The organism is Micromonospora sp. C31, assembly GCF_018070575.1.
GTDB lineage: Bacteria > Actinomycetota > Actinomycetes > Mycobacteriales > Micromonosporaceae > Micromonospora.
The window spans coordinates 141582-160356 of sequence record NZ_JAGPXN010000009.1 but is presented as its reverse complement, the minus strand read 5'-3'; the positions used below and the strand labels follow the sequence as shown (position 1 = coordinate 160356).

The following is an 18775-nucleotide window of genomic DNA, read 5'->3' as shown; positions in this document are numbered from 1 at the left end:
CGCCGCGGGCGGCGGCGGGGCGGCCGGCGCGGTCGCCCGGCGGGCGGCGGGGTGGGGCGCTCAGCCGGTGACGGCCCGGGCCAGGGCGAAGCCGACGGCGGCGGCGCCGAGGCCGGCGGCCACGCTGGCCAGCACGTTGACCAGCGCGCGGCACCGCCGGCCCCGGCGTGCCAACCGCAGCGTCTCGTACCCGAAGGTCGAGTACGTGGTCAGCGCGCCGCAGAAGCCGGTGCCGAGCAGCGCGCCGGCGGCCGGGCCGACGGGCAGCCCGACCAGGAGGCCGAGCAGGAGCGATCCGGCCACGTTGACGGCCAGCGTGCCCCACGGCAGGGCGCCGCCGAGTCGGGCCTGCACCGCCCGGTCGGTGAGGTAGCGCAGGGGCGCGCCGACGGCCGCGCCGAGCGCGATCAGCAGGACGGTCACCGGCCGGCCCCGTGCCCCGGCCGACCCGGGCGGGCGGCGTCGAGCAGCCGGCCGGTCACGGTGTCGCCGAGCCAGACCGCGACCAGCGCGCCGAGCAGGGTGGCGGCCAGGTAGCCCAGGGCCACCTGCGGCACGCCGGCGTCGAACGCCAGCCGGATGTCCACGGCGTAGGTGGCGAAGGTGGTGTAGCCGCCGAGCACCCCGACGCCGAGGAACGGGCGCAGCAGCCCTCGGCGGTCGCCGACGCGGTCCAGCGCCGCCATCAGGACGCCGATGAGCAGACATCCGGTCAGGTTGACGGCGAAGGTCGCCCACGCGAAGCCCGCCGGGGCGTGCGGGACGGCGTGCTGGAGGCCGGCCCTGGCCAGGGCGCCCAGCGCGCCGCCGGCCGCGACGGCGCCGAGCACCGCGCCGGGGTGGGCGGCCAGCTCGCCCCGGTCGGCGGGTACGCGCAGGTCGACGTCGGGGTCGACCCGCGGATCCGGTCCGGTCACCTCGCCCTCCCCACCGGCGCCACGGGCGGGGGTTCCGGTGCGCGCCGTCAGCCTAGTGCCCGGTGCGGCGCTCGTCGGGGGCGTCCCGGTGGCGTCGGCGCACCCCGGGCGGCGTCGGGCCGGCCCCGCCACTGCCGGAGGGTCGCCAGCGTGGCGGATCCGGCACGCCGATCCGCCGTTCCGTCACGAATGCCCCGGGGCGTGGGCCGCTACCTGGGGAGCTGTCGAAAGGGGAGCGGGGCTGGCGTACGGTACCAAGATCGGTGGTCGCGGGACCGCCAACGGACGGGGGTGCAGCGGTCGATGGGCGCGGCGTCGACCGGCGGCGGGACGGCTGAGGCGGCCGGGCGCAACGCGGCGTACGACATGTTCGCCGCCGACGTCGCCTCCCGTGGGCTCGGCATCGAGCTGGTGGACGCCGCCGACGGCGCGGCGGTGGCCCGGATGCGGGTGACCGGCGCGATGGTCAACGGCCACGCCATCGCCCACGGCGGCTTCGTCTTCCTGCTCGCCGACACCGCCTTCGCGCTCGCCTGCAACAGCCACGGCCCGGCCACCGTCGCCGCCGGCGGCGAGATCACCTTCGTCCGTCCGGCCCGCGAGGGTGACCTGCTGACGGCCCACGCCACCGAGCGCACCCGGTACGGCCGCAGCGGCATCTACGACGTCACCGTCACCCGGGGCGCCGGCGAGGTGGTGGCCGAGTTCCGGGGCCGCAGCCGGACCCTGCCCCCGACCGCGCGCTGAACCCTCGCCGCCGGCCGGGCCGCACCGCGTGCCCCCACGCCGGGCCGCGCCGCGGCTAGCATCGGCGCGGTGCGAGTACTGCTGGTGCCCGCGCCGTTGATCGGGCACGTCGCCCCGCTGCTGCCGCTGGCCGCCGCGCTGCGCGACGCCGGGCACGAGGTGCTCGTCGCCACCGCCGCCGACGGTCTGCGCGCGGTGCGGCCCGGGCTGCCGGCGCACGACGTCGCGCCGGGGTTCGACCTCGGCCGGACCGCCCGCCGGGTGCTGCTGCGCCACCCGCTGATCGCCCGGGCCGAGCTGGCCGGCACCGCCGGCACCCGGGGTGCCGGGCTGCTCTTCGGTGCGGTCAACGACCAGCTCGCCGATCCGGTGGTCGCCGTCGCCGCCCGGGTCGACGCCGAGTTCGTACTGGTCCGCCCGGACGCGCGGCTGGTCCGCCGGAGGCTGCCCGGCAACGTGCGTACGGTCGACTGGATCCCGATCCCCGCGGCCCTGCCGGCGAGCGCGGCGCTGGTGCACCACGGCGGCGCCGGCAGTGTCCTCAGCGCCCTGGTCGCCGGGGTGCCGCAGCTGGCCACCGTCGGGGCGGGCGACCGGCGGCACCACGCCGAGCTGGTCGCCGCGCGTGGGGCCGGCATCGCGGCCCGGACCCGCGACATCACCGCCGACACGCTGGCCCGGCTCGTCACCGACGCCGGGCTGCGCGACGCGGCGCGGCAGGTCGGCGCCGAGATCGCCGCGATGCCAGGGCCCGGCGAGCTGGTGCGGCGACTGGAGTCGTTGCGCTGATCCGCCGCCGACGACCCGCCGGGGCGGGGAGACGTACGGGCCGGGCCCCGGCTTCGACGCGCCTGCCCGCCCGCGCGGCGGCGCCGCTGCGGCCACCGCCGTCGGACAGAATGGCCCGATGGGACACGTCGTGCTGTTTCATTCGGCCTACGGGCTGCGACCCGCCGTGTTGACCGCCGCCGACCGGCTGCGCGCCGCCGGTCACCACGTCGTCACCCCCGACCTCTACGGCGTGCCGGCCGTCGACACCCTGGAGGAGGGCTTCGCCCTGCTCGACCGGGTCGGCCAGGCGGCCGTGCTGGGCCGGGCCCGGGCAGCGGTGCACGAGGCGCCGCCCGACGTGGTGCTGGCCGGGTTCTCCATGGGGGCCGCGGTGGCCGGCGCGCTGCTGTCCGAGCGCCGCGCCGCCGCCGCGCTGCTGCTGTTGCACGGCGCCGGCGGCGCACCGGAGGCGGTCCGGGCGGGACTGCCCGTGCAACTGCACATGGCCGACCCGGACGGATACCCCCCGGAGCCCGAGCTCGGTCGGTGGCAGCGGGCGATGACCGGCGCGGGCGCCGAGCTGAGCGTCCACCGCTATGCCGGCGTCGGTCACCTCTACACCGACCCCGACCTGCCCGAACACGACCCGACGGCGGCGAGCCGGACGTGGGAGCGGGCGGTCGCCTTCCTCGACGGCCGCTGACCCGCCGCACGCCGTGCGGGTCGGGCGCCACGCCGTGCGGGTCGGGCACCCCCACGTCAGCGGAGGCGGGTCAGGTCCTCGGGGGTGAGCCGGATCGCCCCGGCCGCCACGTTCTGCACCAGGTGCTCCGGGTCACCGGTGCCGGGGATGGCCAGCACGTGCGGCCCCTGGTGCAGCGTCCAGGCCAGGCGGATCTGGTGCGGGGTCACGCCGTGCGCGCGCGCCACCGCCCGTACGGCCCCGTCGTGGTCGTCGTCCGCACCCGCCTCCCGCCGGGTGCCCGCGATCGCGAAGAACGGCACGAAGGCGATCCCCCGCTCGCCGCAGACCCGCAGCAGCTCGTCGGCCCAGCGGTTCACGTCGAGGGCGTACGCGTTCTGCACACACACCACCGGCGCGACGTCCCGCACCTCGTCCAGGTGGTCCACCCGCACGTTGGACAGGCCGAGATGGCGGATCAGCCCGGCGTCGCGCAGCTCGGCGAGGGCGGCGAACCGCTCCGCCACGCAGTCGCGCCCGGGCCGCCGGACGATGCGCAGGTTCACCACGTCCAGGTGGTCCCGGCCCAGCCGACGCAGGTTCTCCTCCACCTCCCGGCGCAGCTCCGCCGGGCCCAGTTCCCGGTGCCGGGTCGCCGCGTCGAAGGACGGCCCGACCTTGGTGGCGATGACCAGGTCCTCCGGGTACGGCGAGAGGGCCTCGCGGATCAGCTCGGTGGCGTACCTGGGCGAGCCGGCGCCGACGCCGAGCGGTCCGCCCGGCGAGACGTAGAAGGCGGCGGTGTCGATGTGGTTGACGCCCAGTTCGACGGCCCGGCGCAGGACGCGCACGGCGCGCGCCCGGTCCGGGTCGACGGTGAGACGCATCGAACCGAATCCCATCCGGTGCACGGTCCGGTCGCCGAGCGTCCAGGTGCCGGAGGCGGAGGCGGTGATCTCTTCGACAGGCATCGGGCGAAACTAGCCAGCCGGCGCGACCCGCGCACTCGGTCGGCCGCCCGATACCGCCCGGAACCGGCGCCGGCTAGGTTGGATCGTGGGGGAGATCCGTCCACTGGCGCACACTCCCACCGCCCGCTCACGCCCCTCCCCACCGCCGCTCACGCCCCTCCCCACCGCCCGCTCACGCCGCGACCGGCCTGCCGCGCGGCAGGGCCAAGATCGGTCTCTGCCCGCGCTCCTGCCGCCGCGCCGATCCGCCCGGCCGGGCCACGGACCCGACGCCGCGGCCCGCTGCCGTACCGTCCGAAGTGGCCGCCCGACCGGGCCCGCCAGCGCCGATGCCCTGGTCGGGCTCCGGGACGCGACCGCTGGTCGGGGTCCAACCGCGCAGCCGCACCACCCGGACGGACCCGACGGCGCGTACCGGCACCGGTGGCACGTGGCCCACAGGACCGCCGGGTACCGACGGCGCATCCGCCTCCGCCGGCCGCGCGGCCCGGCGGGCGAACGCGGCCCGCGCCGCCCTCGGCAGCCGGGCGTACGCGACCTCGCGGACCACCGTGTCGGCGACGGCGTACCGGCCGTCGGCGCGGGTGGCCAGCAGGCCGGTGGCGGCCAGGGCGCGCAGCACCGGGACGGCCCGACCGGGTGCCCAGTCGAGCAGGCGTGCCACCGTCGCGGCGGTGACCTCCGCGCCGACGGTCGCGGCGGCCATGAGCACGGCCCGGCACGCCCCGTCGAGGCGGTCCAGCCTGGCGTCGACCTCCCGGCGCACCGCCTCCGGCACGGACTGCGCCGCGCCCAGCGCCGCGACGTACGCGGCGGCCCGCCCCGGATTGCCCCCGACCAGCGGCAGCAACCGGGCGACTGTCGCCGCCGGCCGCCCGGCCCGGCCGAGCAGGTGACGCAGCAGCCGTCCGGTCTCCACCGGGCGCAGGGGCGGCACCGCCAACCGGTGCCGCCGGGCCCGTGGGCCGGGCAGCACGTCCGCCCACTCCGGACGGTGCAGCGCCACCACCACCAGCGGCAGCGACCGCTCGGTGGCCGCCGCGAAGAGCCGGTGCAGGAAGTGGCCCAGCGCCGCCGTGGCCCGGTCGAGGTCGTCGACCGCCACCACCACCGGCTGCCGGGCGGCGAGCCCCAGCAGTGCCTCCCGCGCCACCTCGGCGCCCCGGGCCGCCGCGCCGGAGCCGTCCGGCGCGGCCAGCAGCGCCTCCAGCGCGTACACCGCCTCGGCCAGGCCGGTGGGCGGCACCAGGCCGGCCAGGGCGGCGCTGAGCCGACGCCGTACCGTCGCGGGCGGGTCGCCGTCGCACAGGCCGGCGAGCCCGCGCACCAGGTCCGCGACGGGGGCCAGGGGCTGCGGGTACGGGAGGCAGTGCGCGACGCACCAGCGCACCGGCGCCCCACCCACGGTCCGTACCGCGCGGGTCAGCTCGTGCAGCAGCCGGCTGCGCCCGCTGCCGGTCGGGCCGACCAGCGACAGCCAGCGCGGGCTGCGGTCCCGGACGGCCCGGACGACCAGGTCCCGGGAGGCGGCCAGCTCCCGTCGCCGGCCGACCAGCGGCGCCTCGTGCCGGGCCGGGGCCGGCCGGCTCGTGCCGGTGGCGTGCCACACGTCCAGCGGCAGCGCCTTGCCGGCCAGGGTCACCGGCGGCACGCGGCGCTGCTCGACCAGCCCCACGGTGGCACGGTGCGTGACCGCGCAGAGCGCCACCCCGCCCGGCGGGGCGTACTCCTGCAACCGGGCGGCGGTGGTGATCACCGCGCCGCTGGCCACGCCGTGCCCGCCGTCGCGCGCCGCGGCGAGGTCCACCAGCGCCTCGCCGGTGGCCACCCCGGCGCGGACCCGCAGGCGCGGCGCGCCGGGCGGCGGTCGCCGGTCGAGGGCCCCCTGGATCTCCAGCGCCGCCCGCACCGCCCGGTAGGCGTCGAACCCGTCGGAGCGGCGGGCCCCGAACAGGGCCATCACCGCGTCGCCGACGTACTTCTCGACCACCCCGTGCCACCGGCGCAGCACCCCGCCGACGGTGTCGAAGTACGCCCGTTGCAGGGCCCGCACGTCCTCCGGGTCGAGCCGGTCGACGAGCGCGGTCGACCCGACGATGTCGACGAACAGCACGGTGACCAGGCGCCGCTCCTCCGGCACCGGCCAGCCGGCCGACGTGGCCCGCTGCGGAGCATCGACGATGGTGGGCATGGGCATCGCACCCGCCTTTCCCCGCGGTGGCTGACGACGCCTCGGACACTGTCACCGATCAGCCGACGGGGGATCTGCCGAACGACGTATGTCGGCCGTGCGCAACCTTCGGTCGCAATGTCGACGCGGGGAGTACCACAGGCGGGAAAGACCCGTAGAACGGTGCGGAGACCTGTGACTAGGCTGCGTGCCATGCCCAGCGAAGTGGACACGGCACCACTCGTCGGCCGGGCCGACCTGGTGACGACCGTACGGTCCGTGCTGCTCGACGACGTCACGCAGGGAAAGACCGCCGCCGTGTTCCTCACCGGCGAGAGCGGCGTCGGCAAGACCCGGCTGCTGCGCGAGGTGGCCGGCCGGCTGCGCGACGCCGGTGCCCTGGTGCTCACCGGCTCCTGCCTGGACATCGGCGACGCGTCGCCCCTGCACCCGCTGCTGCAGGCGTTGCGCCGTCTCGACGCCGAGCTGACCGGCGCCCAGCCCCGGACCTCCTCGGCGGTGCGCGGCCTGCTGCGGATGTTCGCCGAGGAGACCGCCGCTCCGGACGGCGCCGGGGCGCTGCTGGAGCGGGTCTCGCAGGGGCTGCACCTGATCGCCGAGGGCCGCCCGCTGGTGCTGGTGCTCGACGACCTCCAGTGGGTCGACCGCAGCACCCGGCAGCTGCTGCTCTACCTGCTGGCCGGGCTGGGTGACCTCCAGTTGTCCGTGCTCGCGGCGGTGCGGGCCGAGTCGTTGCAGGGCGCGCACCCGTTGCGCCGGGTGCTCACCGAGCTGCGCCGGCTGCGTACGGTGCGGGTGCTCGACCTGGCCCCGCTGGACCGGGCCGGCACCGACCGGCTCGCCGCCGCCGTGGTCGGCCGGCCGCTCGCCGGTGAGGCGGCGGAGCTGGTGTGGCAGCGCAGCGGCGGCAACCCGTTCGTGGTGGAGGAACTGGCCCGCGACCTGCGCGACGGCCGGGACGGGCTCTCCGACACGCTGCGCGAGATCTTCCTGGCCCGGGTGGACGCCCTGCCCCGGCACGCGCACACCGTGGTGCACGCGGTGGCCACCGGCGTCGAGCCGGTGGGGCACTGGCTGCTCGCCCAGGTGGTGCGGCTGCCCGAGGACGAGGTGATCGGGGCGGTCCGCTCGGCTGTCGCGCACCGGCTGCTGGTGAGCGCCGACGACGGCTACCGGCTGCGGCACCGGCTGGTCGCCGAGGTGCTGGAGCACGAGCTGCTGCCGGCCGAGCGCGCCGCCCTGCACCGCCGCTACGCCGAGGCGCTCACCGCGGCCCCGGCCGAGCTGCACCAGGCGCGCCTGGCGCACCACTGGCGGCTGGCCGGCGAGCCGGCGCGGGCGTTGCCGGCGGCGACGGCCGCGGCCCGGGAGGCCGAGCGGCTGCACGGCTGGGCCGAGGCGCACCGGCACTGGTCGGTGGCGTTGCAGCTGGCCGCCGCGCCGGGCGTCGCGGCGCCGGACGTGGACCGGGTCACCCTGCTGCGGCACGCCGCCGAGGCGGCCCACCACTGCGGCGAGCACGCCCGGGCGCTGACGTTGCTGGAGGAGCTGGCCGCCGCCGACGCGGGCCCGTCGGCGTGCGCGCTGCACATCCGCCGGGCCCGTTACCTGGCTGCCGCCGGTCGGTCGGCTCCGGCGGAGGCGGAGTACCAGCGGGCCCTGGAAGCCGCCGACTGCACGCCCCGGGAGCGGGCCACCGCTGCGGCGCACCTGGCCGAGCTGCTGCTGCACCTCGGCCGCTACGCCGATGCGGGCCGGCGGGCCCGGGAGGCGCTGGAGCTGGCCGCCGGGGTGGCGGGCTCCACGTCGGAGGTGGTGCTGGCCAGCGCGGCGCTCGGCTTCTCCGAGGCATACCTGGAGGACCCGGACACCGGGCTGGCGGTGATGCGCCGCGCGGTGGAGACCGCCGAGCGCGCGGGCCGCCCGGAGGACGTGGCGTGCGCGTACCTGCACCTGGCCGAGCTGCTGACCGGTCCGCTGAACGTGTTGGAGGCGGGCGTCGTCGTCGCCCGCCGGGGTGCCGAGCGGGTGGCCGAACTCGGCCTGGGCCGCACGTACGAGACCCGGCTGCTGGCCATCGCCACCAACGGGCTGTTCCGGGTCGGGCAGTGGGCCGAGGCGGAGAAGGTCGTCGCCGCGGCGTTGCGGCACCGCCCCTCCGGCGCCGACGCGGTGGAGCTGCTGCTGGCACGCTGCCGACTGTCGGTGGGCTACGGCGACGTCGAGGCCGCCGACCGCGACCTGGACGCGGTGGCCACGATGCTCGCCGGCGGCGGGGCGCGGCACGTGATCCCGCTGCTCACCCTGCGGGCGGGGCTGGCCATGTGGCAGGGCCGGCACGACCTGGCCCGGCAGGCGGTGCAGCGCGGCCTGACCGAGAGCCGCTCCGACGACGTGGGCATCCTCGCCGCGCTGGTGTGGCACGGGCTGCGGGCCGAGGCCGAGGCGCACGCCGGCCGCGCCGTGGCCGTCGACCCGACGGCGCTACGGCGGCTGCGGGAGGTGGCCGACCGGGTCGCCCGCAAGAGCGAGCACGCCGCCCGCCCGGTGCGCGACGTGGTGGACGGCTTCCTGGCGCTGTGCGCCGCCGAGGTGAGCCGCCTGGAGAGCAACGACCCGGAGCTGTGGGCCCGCGCGGTGGCGCAGTGGGACCGCCGCCACCACCCCTACCCGGCGGCCTACTCCCGGCTGCGGCAGGCCGAGGCGCTGCTGGCCCGGCGCAGCCGCAGCGCCACGGCGGCCAAGCTGCTGCGGCAGGCGTACGAGGTGGCGCAGGGGCTCGGCGCGGTGCCGTTGACCTCGGAGATCCGTACCCTCGCCGGGCGGGCGCGGGTGTCGCTGGAGGACCGCCCGGCCACCGGCGGCCCGGCCACCGGCGCGGACGGCGACGAACTGGCGGCGCTGACGGCCCGGGAGCGGGAGGTGCTCGCCGCGGTCGCCGAGGGGCTGACCAACCGGGAGATCGGCCAGCGGCTGTTCATCAGCGAACGCACCATCGGCGTGCACGTCTCGCACATCTTCGACAAGCTCCAGGTCCGCACCCGCGTGCAGGCCAGCGCGATCTTCCTACGCAACCGGCGCGACTGACGCCGGCGGGGATACGTCGTTCTACTGATCCGGCCGGCTGCCGCCGGCTGGCAGGCTGTGCTGCGTCGCCGACGGCACGGGGGTGCCGCGAACCACTGTGGAGGAGAGATGACGCAACCGGTGTGGGGTCCTGTGCATCGGGATGTCGTCGACCTGCTCGCCGACCATCCCGCCGACGTGCCGGCGGTCGTCGACCACCTCGCCAAGCTCCAGGACCTGCTGGTCCGGCTGCCTCCGCTGGAGGCGAGCTGCCCGCTGGCCGACTTCAACCGGCTGTACCTGACGATCACCGAGAGCGTGCTCAACGGCCTCTACGACGACCGGTTCGCCGACCCGGTGTTCCTGTCCCGGCTGGACGTGGAGTTCGCCGCCCGGTACTTCGACGCGATGCGGCTGTGGACCGACTCCAGCCCGGGTACGCCGAAGGCGTGGGCCTGCCTGTTCGCGCGCATGCGTGGCCCGGACGCCCGCCCGCTGCCGTCGGCGGCCGCCGGGGTGAACGCGCACATCAACTTCGACCTGCCGTTCGCGCTGGTGACCACGTTCGACAGCCTGGAGTCGGAGCCGGTCGACGGCACCGATCAGCACCGCGACTACCTGGAGATCAACAAGATCTTCGCGGACAAGATCCCCGGTCTGCGGCGCGGCTACCTGGAGCGGTGGCAGCTGCTCATCGACATGCTCAACGGCGACATCGACGACTGGTACCAGGGGGAGCTGGTCGAGTACACCCGCGACGTCGCCTGGCGCAACGCGCAGAAGATCTGGCGGTGCCGGCACGACCCGGCCGCCCACGAGTGCGAGCGCGCGCGGCTGGACGACACCGCAGCGGCGCTCGGCCGGCTGCTGCTCTCGCCTCTCGGGGCGTTCCTGCAGTAGCCGGGACGGGGGGTCCCCGCGCTCCGCACCCGGCACCCGGCGGAGCGCGGGGACACGTCGTCCCGGCGCCCGCCGCCGGAGCAAGCCTGGTCCGCCGGCGGGCGCCGGACCGTGCTGCGGGCCGTCCGGCCGGCCGGGGCACGCCGGGGCGGGGCGCGGGGTTCGCGGGTCGGCCGGCCCGGGGGGTGTCGGCCGGCCCGCGCGGGGTACGCCCGCGCCATGAGTGATCCGGCCCGGCGGCCCGCCGCCCGACCCCGACCCCGGCCCGCCGCCCCGTCCCGTCCCGCCCGCCCGGGCGACACCCGACGCGCCGGTCGGGGCGGTGCGCGATGACCCGTGCGGCCCGCCGGTTCGCGTTCCGCTTCGACCCGGCCTTCCGGCCGGCGCTCGCCCTGGTCGGGGTGCGGCCGGCGACGGCCTGGCTCGACGTCGACGGGGTCGAGCTGGTGGTCCGGTTCGGCCCGTGGCGGCTGCGCACCGCCCGGGGCAACGTCGTCGGGGTCACCCGTACCGGGCCGTACCGCTGGTGGCGGGGGATCGGCGTGCGCCTCTCGCTGGCCGACGCCGGGGTGACCTTCGCCAGCAGCACCGCCGGCGGCCTCTGCCTCCGCTTCGCCGAGCCGGTGCCCGCCCTGCTGCCCGGCGGGTGGCTCCGGCACCCCGGGGTGACGGTCACCGTCGCCGAACCCGACGCCCTGGCCCGAGCGTTGGCTGCGAGCCACGGCGACTGAGTCCTTTCGGCTCAACCGCCCGGGCGGGCGGCTGACGGTGCCCGCCCGGGGCCGGTCCACCCGTGCACGGCAGTTCGCGCCCCATGAAGGCGAAAGATACGTTTATTCATGTTCGGGGGACTTGCCCGATTCTCGTCCGTATCGTGGCCTTCGGCGGTTGCCGCGACGTCAGCCGCCCCGCGTCCCGTTCGACGCGGCCGTGTCACGCACGCGCGAGAGGCAGGGAAGCCTGATGACGACATATCAAGGAGGCCGGCGGGCGGCACCACCCGGGCGGCGGTCGCGGTGGAAGTTGGCCGGTGGCCTCGTGGCGGGCAGCCTGGTGGTGGGGGCGGCCGGACTGACGGGTGTCGCCGCCGTGGCCGCCGACCGGGACCTGCCCGCCGCCTCGGACGCGCCTTCGTTGGCGCTGCGGGCCGACGACCAGTCCGGTACGGGCCGCCGCGGCGATGCCGTCGAGGACCGCGACCACGCCCGCGAGGAGCGCCGCGGCGGTAGGCCGGACGATCGCCCCGGACGTTCGGGCCAGGGGCACCGCCGGGAGGTGCCGGTGCCGTGCGACCCGGCGAAGCTGATCTCGGCGCTGGTCCGGGCCAACGCCGAGGGCGGCGCCGACCTGCGCCTGGCGTCGAAGTGCACGTACGAACTGACCGATGCCTTCCAGCAGCCCGACGATTACGACGGCGGGATTCGCGACGCGCGGGAGGCCGCCGACAGCGCGGAGAACCCCGGCGACGCCGAGGCGCCCCCGCGCGACCCGCGGCACGACCGGGCCGGGCTGCCCGTCATCTACCACCCGATCTCCATCCGGGGCGAGGGGGCCACCATCGTGCGCGACGTGCGCGCAGAGGCGTTCCGGTTCTTCACCGTTCGCGACGGCGGGGAGCTGACGCTGTCCGACGTGGTGCTCCGCAACGGCCTCTCCGCCGCCGAGGGCGGCAGCATCCACGTCGTGCACGGCGCGTCCGCCGTGGTCGAGCGCACCACGATCGTGGACAGCACCTCCCTCTCGGCGGAGGGTGGCGGCGGCGGGATATTCAACGACGGCCACCTGGTGGTCACCGGGAGCACGTTCGTCGACAACCACGCCGCCGGCACTGCGGGCAAGGGCGGGGGCCTGCTCAACGGTGGCGTGCTCAGCCTGGAGAACTCGCAGTTCCGGGGCAACAGCGCCGTCGCGTACGGCGGCGGCCTCGCCAACTACCGGGGCGCGGCCGAGGTGGACTCGAGCACCTTCGCGCGCAACAACGCCGCGCAGGGCGGCGGCGTCGCCAGCTTCTCGGCCCGTACCCGGGTCGCCGACACGAAGGTGGTGGGCAACACCGCCCGAACCGGCGGCGGCATCGCCAACTCGGACGCGTTGATCTTCCTGCGCGGCCTCGAGGTGCGCGACAACACCGCCACGGGCAACGGCGGCGGCATCTCCACCTTCCAGGGCCTGATCCCCGTCGACGACAGCGTCGTCTCGGGCAACACGGCGTGGGGCTCCGGCGGCGGGATCCACGCGCAGAAGTCGAACCTGCTGGTGCGCCGGAGCGAGGTCGAGCGCAACCGGGCCGTCGGCACGGCGTCCATGGGCGGCGGCGTCTTCGCGACGCTGGGCCAGGTCTCCCTCTACACCAGCCGGGTGGCCGCCAACGTCGCCACCGTGAAGCCGGGCGGCCTCTTCGTCGACAAGGCCCGGGTCAGGGTCGACGACGAGACCGACATCATCGACAACGAACCCACCAACTGCGAGGGCAGCCGGGTGCCGGTGGCGAACTGCTTCCGCTGATCCCTCGGCGGGTTGGCCCGCCCGTCTCGGGGCGCAGCCGGCCCCGCCCGTCGATCAGCGCGATCGCGGCGGGCGGGCAGGCTGCGCCCCCGTTCGTCGTGGGGCCTCGGCCGGCCCGCGCGCCCGTTCGTCGTGGGGCCTCGGCCGGCCCGCGCCGCGTCCGCGTCGTGGGGCGTCGGCCGGCCCGCGCGCCGCGTCCGCGGCGTGGACGGCTCAGGCGAGGGCGCGCAGCCGGGCGGCGAGGTCGTCGGCGAAGAAATCGAGGAAGCCGTCCGGGTCGGGGCCGGCGTTCTGGAGCACGACATGGTCGTAGCCGGCCTCGACGTAGGAACGGACGGCCGCCACGTGCGCCTCCGGATCCGGCCCGACGGAGAACAACTCCCGGACGTGTCGTTCCTCGACGTGCGCGCTGGCGGCGTCGAAGTTGACCGGGTTCGGGAGCTCGCTCATCACCTTCCACCCGGTCACCATCCACCGGCTGGTCTCCAGCACCGCCCGCACGGCCTGCTGGTCGTCGGTGGCCCAGGCCATCGGCACCTCGGCGTAGCGGGGCCCCTCGCCACCGGCCTGCCGGTAGTGCTCGACGATGGACGCCTCGGGTTCGGTGACGAACAGGCCGTCGCCGAGTTCCGCGGCCAGCGTCGCCGAGGACCGCCCGCTGGCGGCGACCGCGATCACGGGCGGGGTCTCCGGCAGGTCGAAGATCCGGGCGTCCTCCAGTTGCAGGTGCTTGCCCTCGTACGACCGGTAGCCGCCCTGCCAGAGCAGCCGGATGATCTCCAGCGCCTCGCGGAGCCGTTCGTGCCGACCCCGTACGCTCGGAAAACCCTGCCCCACCACGTGCTCGTTGAGCCGTTCCCCGGCCCCGACGCCGAGGGTGAACCGGCCGTCGGAGATCAGCGCCATGGTCGCCGCGGCCTGCGCGATGATCGCCGGGTGGTACCGGACGGTCGGGCAGGTGACCCCGGTGGCCAGGCCGATCCGGTCGGTCTTCGCCGCGACCGCCCCGAGCACGCTCCAGGTGAACGACGAGTGCCCCTGCGTGTCGAGCCACGGGTGGAAGTGGTCGCTCATCTCGACGAAGTCGAAGCCCACCTGCTCGGCCCGGACGGCCTGCCGGATGATCTCCTGCGGTCCGTACCCCTCGGCGGCGAGCTTGTAGCCGATCCTCATCGCGGTGCTCCCGTCCCGTGCGGCGGTGATGGCCGCAACGCCGGTTCCCGCCGCCCGGGCCGCCAAACGTCACTGCCGGGACGGGGGAACCGGGACCCCACCCGACAACCCCAGCCTCCTAGGACGCCCTACCCGGTGTGCGCCCCACCGCCTCGGCGACCGGACCCGCCCGGCGACCGCGGGAAAGAGCTGGGGCCGGGCGGGCCCAGCGGCCCGGCGGGGGAAAGGCCGGGAAAAAGGGCGACCGCCGGAAGCCGGACGGGCCATGCGCCGGGAAGCGTGCTTCGGACATGACTCGGCCCGCGCCCGGATCGGGCGCGGGCCGGCAGGACGGGGCTCCTACTGCGACGGCTGGGGCAGCTCGCAGTCGATCTTCGGGTTGGCCCCGATGTAGTTGAGCGGCCCCGCCACGATCGTCACCAGGATCGTGCCGGCCTCGGCACAGTTCGTGTCTTCGTTGTTGTAGTAGCCGCGTTGTCCGGCGGCGACCGCGCCGATGATCAGCCAGATGACGACCAGGACTCCGAATATCGACGTGCCACGCATCGCTGCCTCCGCAAGGGTGTGGTGGTTCGAGGTGCTGGGCTTTGTACCCAGTCGCGATGGACGGCTAACGGTGCCGCCGCGTCGCGGTGCCCGCTGGACGGGGCACTGCGACGTCGGCGACGGCGGTCCGGTCGTGCGGGGGTGCCCGGTGCGCCGGGCCCCCCGCACCGGCGTCGACAGAGTGTGGCGGCCGGGGCGACGCCGGTCAGGCGTCCTGGCCGCCCACCGGGGTCGGCAGGGCGGCGACCGCCTCCTGTGGAGCCGCGGCGAGCACCTTCGCCTGCTGCGGCCAGGTCGCCAGGCTCGGCGCGGCCCGCAGCCCGGCCGCCCGGATCGTCTCCCGCAGCGCGGTCTCGTCCAGCTCCGCGAGCTGCCGGTACGTGCGGATGCCGGCTGCCTGCAACGCCGCGGCCATCTTCGGACCCACGCCCTGGATCCGGCGGAAGTCGTCGGGGGCGTCGGAGTCGGTCGCGGCCGGTGCGGGCACCTCGCCGCGCGGCGCCGGCACGACCGGCGTCGACTCCGGCTCGACCGGCGCGTCGGCGGCCGTGGCCGTGCCATCCACAGTGGCGGTGGCCACGGCCGGTTCGACCGCCGTGGTGACGGCCGGCTCCGGCTCGGCGGGAGCGGCGGCCACGGCAACAGGTGCGGTTTCCGGCTCGGCCGGGGTCGGGCTCGCCGGCGCCGGGGTGACGGCGGCCGGGGCGGGCTCCGCCGCGCCGGTGGGGAGGTGCTGCGGGTCGGCGGGCTCGTGTGCCGGCCGGCCGTCGACGGGGCCGGTCACCTCGGCCGCCGCCGGCAGCACGGTCTCGTGTTCCGGCCGGGCGTCGGTGGCGGTGCCGGCCGGTGCGGGGTCGGTCTCGGGCGCCGGCACCGGGTCACCGGTCAGCGCGATCTCGGCCGGGTCGACGTCGTCGGCCCGGGGGGCGTCGGCCGCGACGACCGTGGCCGACGGGGCGGCGTCGGTCGGGGCGTCGGCCCCGGCCGGTGCGGGGACGCCGTCGGCGACGGCGTCCGGCGTGCGGTCCACGGTCGCCTCCGGCCGCGCCTCGTCCAGGGTGGCGACGGGCGGCGGATCGACCACCACGGCGGTCATGCCGGCGACCGGGTCACCGTCCACGCTGGGCGAGCGGTGCGTGGCGGATGCGGTGTCCCGCCGGTCGCGCAGGAACCAACCGCCCGCCACACCCACCACCAGAGCCACGATCAGTATCAGCCAGTGCCCGAAGGACCACGCCACGGCAAACCTCCCTATCGTTCAAGTGCGGAAACCCGCGAGAAAAACTCGCCGCAGCTTCGCACACGCCCGATGGCGCCGACAGGCAGGACCGGCTGCCCGCCGTACCGGCACGAGGGGGTTGCACCTGGGGTGTCCGGCGGGCGACTCAGGGTTGCTGTCGTGTGTCCGCGAGCCCGTGCGCGTCGGGTGGCGTCGCAGTCGGCGACGGCGGGGGGTGGTCGTCCCGGAATCCGGCGAGGCGGGTACGCGAAGACCCCGGCACCCGTGAGCGGTGCCGGGGTCCCCGTCGGACGGTCAGTCCTCCTCGCCCCGGTAGCTGTAGAAGTCGTCGACGAACCGGCGTGCCAGCCGGGGCACCCGACTGGTGACGCCGAAGTAGCCCCGCGCGCCGAGCAGCGCGAGCCGCCCGACGACGGGCTTGTACATCCGGTCGTCGCCGTTGGTGCCGCTGCGGTTGAGCGAGTCGGCGACCCGGGCGAACCCGTACGGGACCATCGCGGCCTCGTAGTCGGCCACCGCCTGCAGCAGCGTCTTGTCGCCCGTCGCGGCCTGCCGCAGCTGTCGGCAGAGCAGGGCGGCGTCGCGCAGGGCCGTGTTGGCGCCCACCCCCCGTCCCGGGGTCATCGTGTGGATGGCGTCGCCGAGCAGGGTGACGGTGCTGCTCTTCCACGGTGGCACCGGTTCGCTGGTGGCCACCTTGATGGGCAGGGCGCTGCCCGGGTCGCCGCGGGCGAGCAGCTCGCGCAGGTGGGGGTGCCAGTTGCGGGTGAGCCGCAGGGCGAGCAGGATCAGCTCCTCGCCGCGCCGCTGCATCACGTCGGCCGGGAAGCGGCGGGCCGTGCTCCAGACGACCAGGTTGATGTTGTCGCGGGTGTTGTCGTGGCGCAGCCCCGGCCAGCCGCGCAGGAGTTCGGCGTCGGTGGGGTCCACGCCGGGTTTGAGTGACCCGTCGCGGTCCCACTTGAACTCCATCACGTGCAGTACGCCCATCATCCCGCCGGTGCCGAAGATCAGCGAGATGCCCTGCGCGATCCGCTGCGGCAGCAGCTCGCGGGTGTGCGGGGTCAGGGGGATCCGGGTGGCGATGTTGATGGTGCCGGCGTCGCGGGTGACCGCGTGCGGCAGGTACTGGCGGCGCACCGCCGAGTGCGTGCCGTCCGCGGCGACCAGCAGGTCGCCGGTGGCGGTGCTGCCGTCGGCGAAGTGCGCGGTCACGGTGCCGTCGTCGCGTTGGTCGTACCGGGTGAAGGTCTTGTCGAAGTGGACCACGTCCTCCATGCCGGTGAGCAGGACCTGGCGCAGGGTCATCCGGGCCACGGACCGTTCGGTGTCCACCGGGTCGGTGTCCGGCCGGAGCGTGAACGAGGCGGTACGCCGCATCCCCTGGGTGATGACGTTGAAGTAGCGGGGGGAGCGGGCACAGGTGGCGAGGTAGACGTCGAACAGGGCGGGTGGCAGGCATTCGCGCAGGGCGCGGCTGCCGGTCGGTCCGATGCCGACCCGGTAGCCGAGCAGCCCCTCGCCGCGGGTGCGGTAACGCTCGTAGACGGCGACGCTGATCCCGGCCCGGCGCAGGCCGTGCGCCAGGCACAGCCCGCCGGTGCCGGCGCCGATGATCAGGACGTGGGGTGGTCTGGACGACATGGCGACCGCCCCGTTCAGCCGGCCGGGTGCGACGACGACGTCGCGTCGGCGGCGTCCCACCGGTAGAAGCAGCCCGCGATCGCGTCGCGCGGCGAGCGCCAGGTCGGCAGGTACGGCGTGGTGTGTGCGGAGAGCCGCTCGTTGACCTGTCGGTAGAGCGGGTGGTTGCGGGCGTCGGCCAGCGCGTCCGGTTCCACGTCGGCGGTCTCCATCAGGTGTAGGCACAGGTCGTGCAGGCAGTACAGGGACCGGTGGCGCACCCCGGTGAGGGCGGGTAGCTCGGTCGCGTCGGACTCGGCGAAGATCTGGGCCACCCGACCCTCCGCGCCCGGGATGATCCTGCTGACGATCAGTAGACGGCTCATGGGACCCCTCTCGCCGGTGGTGCTTCGCGACCATGTCGGAGACCACGGACTGTTGTGCGCCCACCGTGCACCGGCGACTGTCACCTGCCCGTCACGCGTGCCGCCGCGCCGGTGACGCCGGGTCAGCGCGCGCGGGGCGTGAGCCGGGCCGGCGGCGTCCGGCGCGGCTCGACCGGGGTGCCGCGGGTGGCCTCCCGGATGGGCGCGAGGGTGTCGTCGAGCAGGGCGGTCATCGCCGCGGACGGTTCCAGCCGCAGTTCCCGCAACAGCAGGTCGCGGTAGACGTAGAAGGCGTGCACGGCCTCGAAGGCGTTGCCCTCGGCGAGGTGGATGCGCACCACCAGCCGGTGCGGCGTCTCGCGCAGCGGCTCGGCGGCCATCGCCTCCAGCGCGGCTTCCAGGGCGGCGCCGTGGCGGCCCGCCGTCAGGTGCTGACCGGCCAGTTCCTCCAGCATGTGCAGGCGGAGTTGGCGCAGCCGCTCCCGGTCGGCCAGCACCCAGTCGTCGTACCAGCCGGGGAGCAGGTCGTGCCGGCCGGCGGCGAGCGCGTCGGCGGCGCACGGGTCGTCGCCGTCGCGCACCCTCGCCGCCGTGCCGACCAGTGCGTCGACGTCGACGCGGACGACCGGGCCGAGGGATACCGTGTCGCCGGAGGTGGTGATCGGGCAGCACGGGTCCTGGCGCAGCCGCCACAGCGCGGTCCGCAGGGACGACAGTGCGCGCTCCTCCGGCGCGTCGGGCCACAGCAGTCCGGCCAGGTGACTTCGGGTGGCGCCGGGGCGCAGCCCGATCAGCGCGATGACCCGTTGCAGGCCGCGCGGCACCACGACCGGCGCGTCGCCGTGCAGCAGCCGGAAGCCGCCGAGCAGGTGCAGTGAGATCTCGGCGTCCGGACGGCACGCGGTGGTCGGCGTCGACGGATCAGCGGCCACGGCGGCACCCCCTGCGGAACGCTCGTCCCGACTCGTCTGCTGTCCCCGGCGCGGCTGCCCATGACCCCGCTGTCGGATCGCTCTGCGCCGCGGCACGGCGTCGCGCGCCGCGGCCGCCGGGTTGA

At 76.2% G+C, this 18775-nt stretch carries 17 protein-coding genes; 7 read left to right on the top strand and 10 right to left on the bottom strand.

Annotation, left to right across the window (positions count from 1 at the left end; genetic code table 11):
- Positions 1-60: 60 nt before the first annotated feature.
- Together crcB and KBX06_RS14620 are read right to left on the bottom strand one after the other, a co-directional pair.
- Positions 61-423 (bottom strand): fluoride efflux transporter CrcB, encoded by a 363-nt coding sequence (gene crcB / locus KBX06_RS14625; protein WP_210835060.1) that lies wholly within the window; start codon positions 421-423, stop codon positions 61-63.
- The gene (locus KBX06_RS14620) at positions 420-917 is read right to left on the bottom strand and encodes a CrcB family protein (RefSeq protein ID WP_210835059.1); all 498 of its coding nucleotides are present in this window, start codon (positions 915-917) and stop codon (positions 420-422) included. Before KBX06_RS14620 ends, crcB begins: the two co-directional genes overlap by 4 nt.
- Before the next feature lie 303 nt (positions 918-1220).
- On the opposite strand from KBX06_RS14620, the gene paaI reads away from it, so the two are divergent.
- The 3 genes from paaI (at position 1221) to KBX06_RS14605 (ending at position 3138) form a co-directional block, all read left to right on the top strand.
- Positions 1221-1664 (top strand): hydroxyphenylacetyl-CoA thioesterase PaaI, encoded by a 444-nt coding sequence (gene paaI / locus KBX06_RS14615; RefSeq protein WP_210835058.1) that lies wholly within the window; start codon positions 1221-1223, stop codon positions 1662-1664.
- A gap of 69 nt (positions 1665-1733) precedes the next feature.
- Positions 1734-2453: a glycosyltransferase gene (locus tag KBX06_RS14610; protein WP_210835057.1), complete on the top strand. Its 720-nt coding sequence runs from the start codon at positions 1734-1736 to the stop codon at positions 2451-2453.
- Between the two features lie 118 nt (positions 2454-2571).
- A complete protein-coding gene (locus tag KBX06_RS14605; protein WP_210835056.1) occupies positions 2572-3138 on the top strand; it encodes a dienelactone hydrolase family protein in 567 nt (188 codons plus the stop codon).
- Positions 3139-3194: 56 nt separating this feature from the next.
- On the opposite strand, the gene KBX06_RS14600 is transcribed toward KBX06_RS14605, so the two are convergent.
- The gene (locus KBX06_RS14600; RefSeq protein WP_210835055.1) at positions 3195-4088 is read right to left on the bottom strand and encodes an aldo/keto reductase; all 894 of its coding nucleotides are present in this window, start codon (positions 4086-4088) and stop codon (positions 3195-3197) included.
- 172 nt (positions 4089-4260) lie between these two features.
- Positions 4261-6285 carry an adenylate/guanylate cyclase domain-containing protein gene (locus tag KBX06_RS28370; protein ID WP_305798291.1) on the bottom strand — a complete coding sequence of 675 codons (2025 nt, stop codon included), beginning with the start codon at positions 6283-6285 and terminating at the stop codon, positions 4261-4263.
- A gap of 186 nt (positions 6286-6471) precedes the next feature.
- Between KBX06_RS28370 and KBX06_RS14590 the strand changes: the two genes are divergently transcribed.
- The 4 genes from KBX06_RS14590 to KBX06_RS14575 all read left to right on the top strand — a co-directional run bounded on the left by KBX06_RS14590 (position 6472) and on the right by KBX06_RS14575 (position 12750).
- Entirely contained in the window at positions 6472-9366 is a 2895-nt protein-coding gene (locus KBX06_RS14590; protein WP_210835054.1) for a helix-turn-helix transcriptional regulator, read from the top strand.
- Between the two features lie 108 nt (positions 9367-9474).
- Positions 9475-10245 (top strand): DUF5995 family protein, encoded by a 771-nt coding sequence (locus tag KBX06_RS14585; RefSeq protein ID WP_210835053.1) that lies wholly within the window; start codon positions 9475-9477, stop codon positions 10243-10245.
- Between the two features lie 329 nt (positions 10246-10574).
- Positions 10575-10976, top strand: coding sequence for a hypothetical protein (locus tag KBX06_RS14580; RefSeq protein ID WP_210835052.1), 402 nt, complete (start codon positions 10575-10577; stop codon positions 10974-10976).
- A gap of 232 nt (positions 10977-11208) precedes the next feature.
- Positions 11209-12750: a hypothetical protein gene (locus tag KBX06_RS14575; RefSeq protein ID WP_210835051.1), complete on the top strand. Its 1542-nt coding sequence runs from the start codon at positions 11209-11211 to the stop codon at positions 12748-12750.
- A gap of 213 nt (positions 12751-12963) precedes the next feature.
- Here the strand turns inward: KBX06_RS14575 and KBX06_RS14570 are convergent, their stop codons facing one another.
- The 6 genes from KBX06_RS14570 to KBX06_RS14545 all read right to left on the bottom strand — a co-directional run bounded on the left by KBX06_RS14570 (position 12964) and on the right by KBX06_RS14545 (position 18650).
- On the bottom strand, positions 12964-13923 hold the full coding sequence (locus KBX06_RS14570; RefSeq protein ID WP_210835050.1) for a TIGR03557 family F420-dependent LLM class oxidoreductase: 960 nt from the start codon (positions 13921-13923) through the stop codon (positions 12964-12966).
- Positions 13924-14262: 339 nt separating this feature from the next.
- Positions 14263-14469 (bottom strand): hypothetical protein, encoded by a 207-nt coding sequence (locus tag KBX06_RS14565; protein WP_210835049.1) that lies wholly within the window; start codon positions 14467-14469, stop codon positions 14263-14265.
- A 205-nt stretch (positions 14470-14674) separates the two neighbouring features.
- Positions 14675-15709, bottom strand: coding sequence for a helix-hairpin-helix domain-containing protein (locus tag KBX06_RS28470; protein ID WP_210835048.1), 1035 nt, complete (start codon positions 15707-15709; stop codon positions 14675-14677).
- Positions 15710-16003: 294 nt separating this feature from the next.
- Positions 16004-17353 carry an NAD(P)/FAD-dependent oxidoreductase gene (locus KBX06_RS14555; protein WP_210835047.1) on the bottom strand — a complete coding sequence of 450 codons (1350 nt, stop codon included), beginning with the start codon at positions 17351-17353 and terminating at the stop codon, positions 16004-16006.
- A gap of 14 nt (positions 17354-17367) precedes the next feature.
- Positions 17368-17718, bottom strand: coding sequence for a TcmI family type II polyketide cyclase (locus tag KBX06_RS14550; protein ID WP_210835046.1), 351 nt, complete (start codon positions 17716-17718; stop codon positions 17368-17370).
- A gap of 122 nt (positions 17719-17840) precedes the next feature.
- Positions 17841-18650: a BTAD domain-containing putative transcriptional regulator gene (locus tag KBX06_RS14545; protein ID WP_210835045.1), complete on the bottom strand. Its 810-nt coding sequence runs from the start codon at positions 18648-18650 to the stop codon at positions 17841-17843.
- Positions 18651-18775: the final 125 nt, after the last annotated feature.

What these genes read in the sequence shown, in the direction of transcription:
- KBX06_RS14565 (WP_210835049.1), bottom strand. Translation starts at nt 14,469, where the DNA reads ATGCGTGGCACGTCGATATTCGGAGTCCTGGTCGTCATCTGGCTGATC.
- KBX06_RS14550 (WP_210835046.1), bottom strand. Translation starts at nt 17,718, where the DNA reads ATGAGCCGTCTACTGATCGTCAGCAGGATCATCCCGGGCGCGGAGGGT.
- KBX06_RS14600 (WP_210835055.1), bottom strand. Translation starts at nt 4,088, where the DNA reads ATGCCTGTCGAAGAGATCACCGCCTCCGCCTCCGGCACCTGGACGCTC.
- KBX06_RS28370 (WP_305798291.1), bottom strand. Translation starts at nt 6,285, where the DNA reads ATGCCCATGCCCACCATCGTCGATGCTCCGCAGCGGGCCACGTCGGCC.
- paaI (WP_210835058.1), top strand. Translation starts at nt 1,221, where the DNA reads ATGGGCGCGGCGTCGACCGGCGGCGGGACGGCTGAGGCGGCCGGGCGC.
- KBX06_RS14605 (WP_210835056.1), top strand. Translation starts at nt 2,572, where the DNA reads ATGGGACACGTCGTGCTGTTTCATTCGGCCTACGGGCTGCGACCCGCC.
- KBX06_RS14585 (WP_210835053.1), top strand. Translation starts at nt 9,475, where the DNA reads ATGACGCAACCGGTGTGGGGTCCTGTGCATCGGGATGTCGTCGACCTG.
- KBX06_RS14590 (WP_210835054.1), top strand. Translation starts at nt 6,472, where the DNA reads ATGCCCAGCGAAGTGGACACGGCACCACTCGTCGGCCGGGCCGACCTG.
- KBX06_RS14575 (WP_210835051.1), top strand. Translation starts at nt 11,209, where the DNA reads ATGACGACATATCAAGGAGGCCGGCGGGCGGCACCACCCGGGCGGCGG.
- KBX06_RS14570 (WP_210835050.1), bottom strand. Translation starts at nt 13,923, where the DNA reads ATGAGGATCGGCTACAAGCTCGCCGCCGAGGGGTACGGACCGCAGGAG.
- KBX06_RS14555 (WP_210835047.1), bottom strand. Translation starts at nt 17,353, where the DNA reads ATGTCGTCCAGACCACCCCACGTCCTGATCATCGGCGCCGGCACCGGC.
- KBX06_RS14580 (WP_210835052.1), top strand. Translation starts at nt 10,575, where the DNA reads ATGACCCGTGCGGCCCGCCGGTTCGCGTTCCGCTTCGACCCGGCCTTC.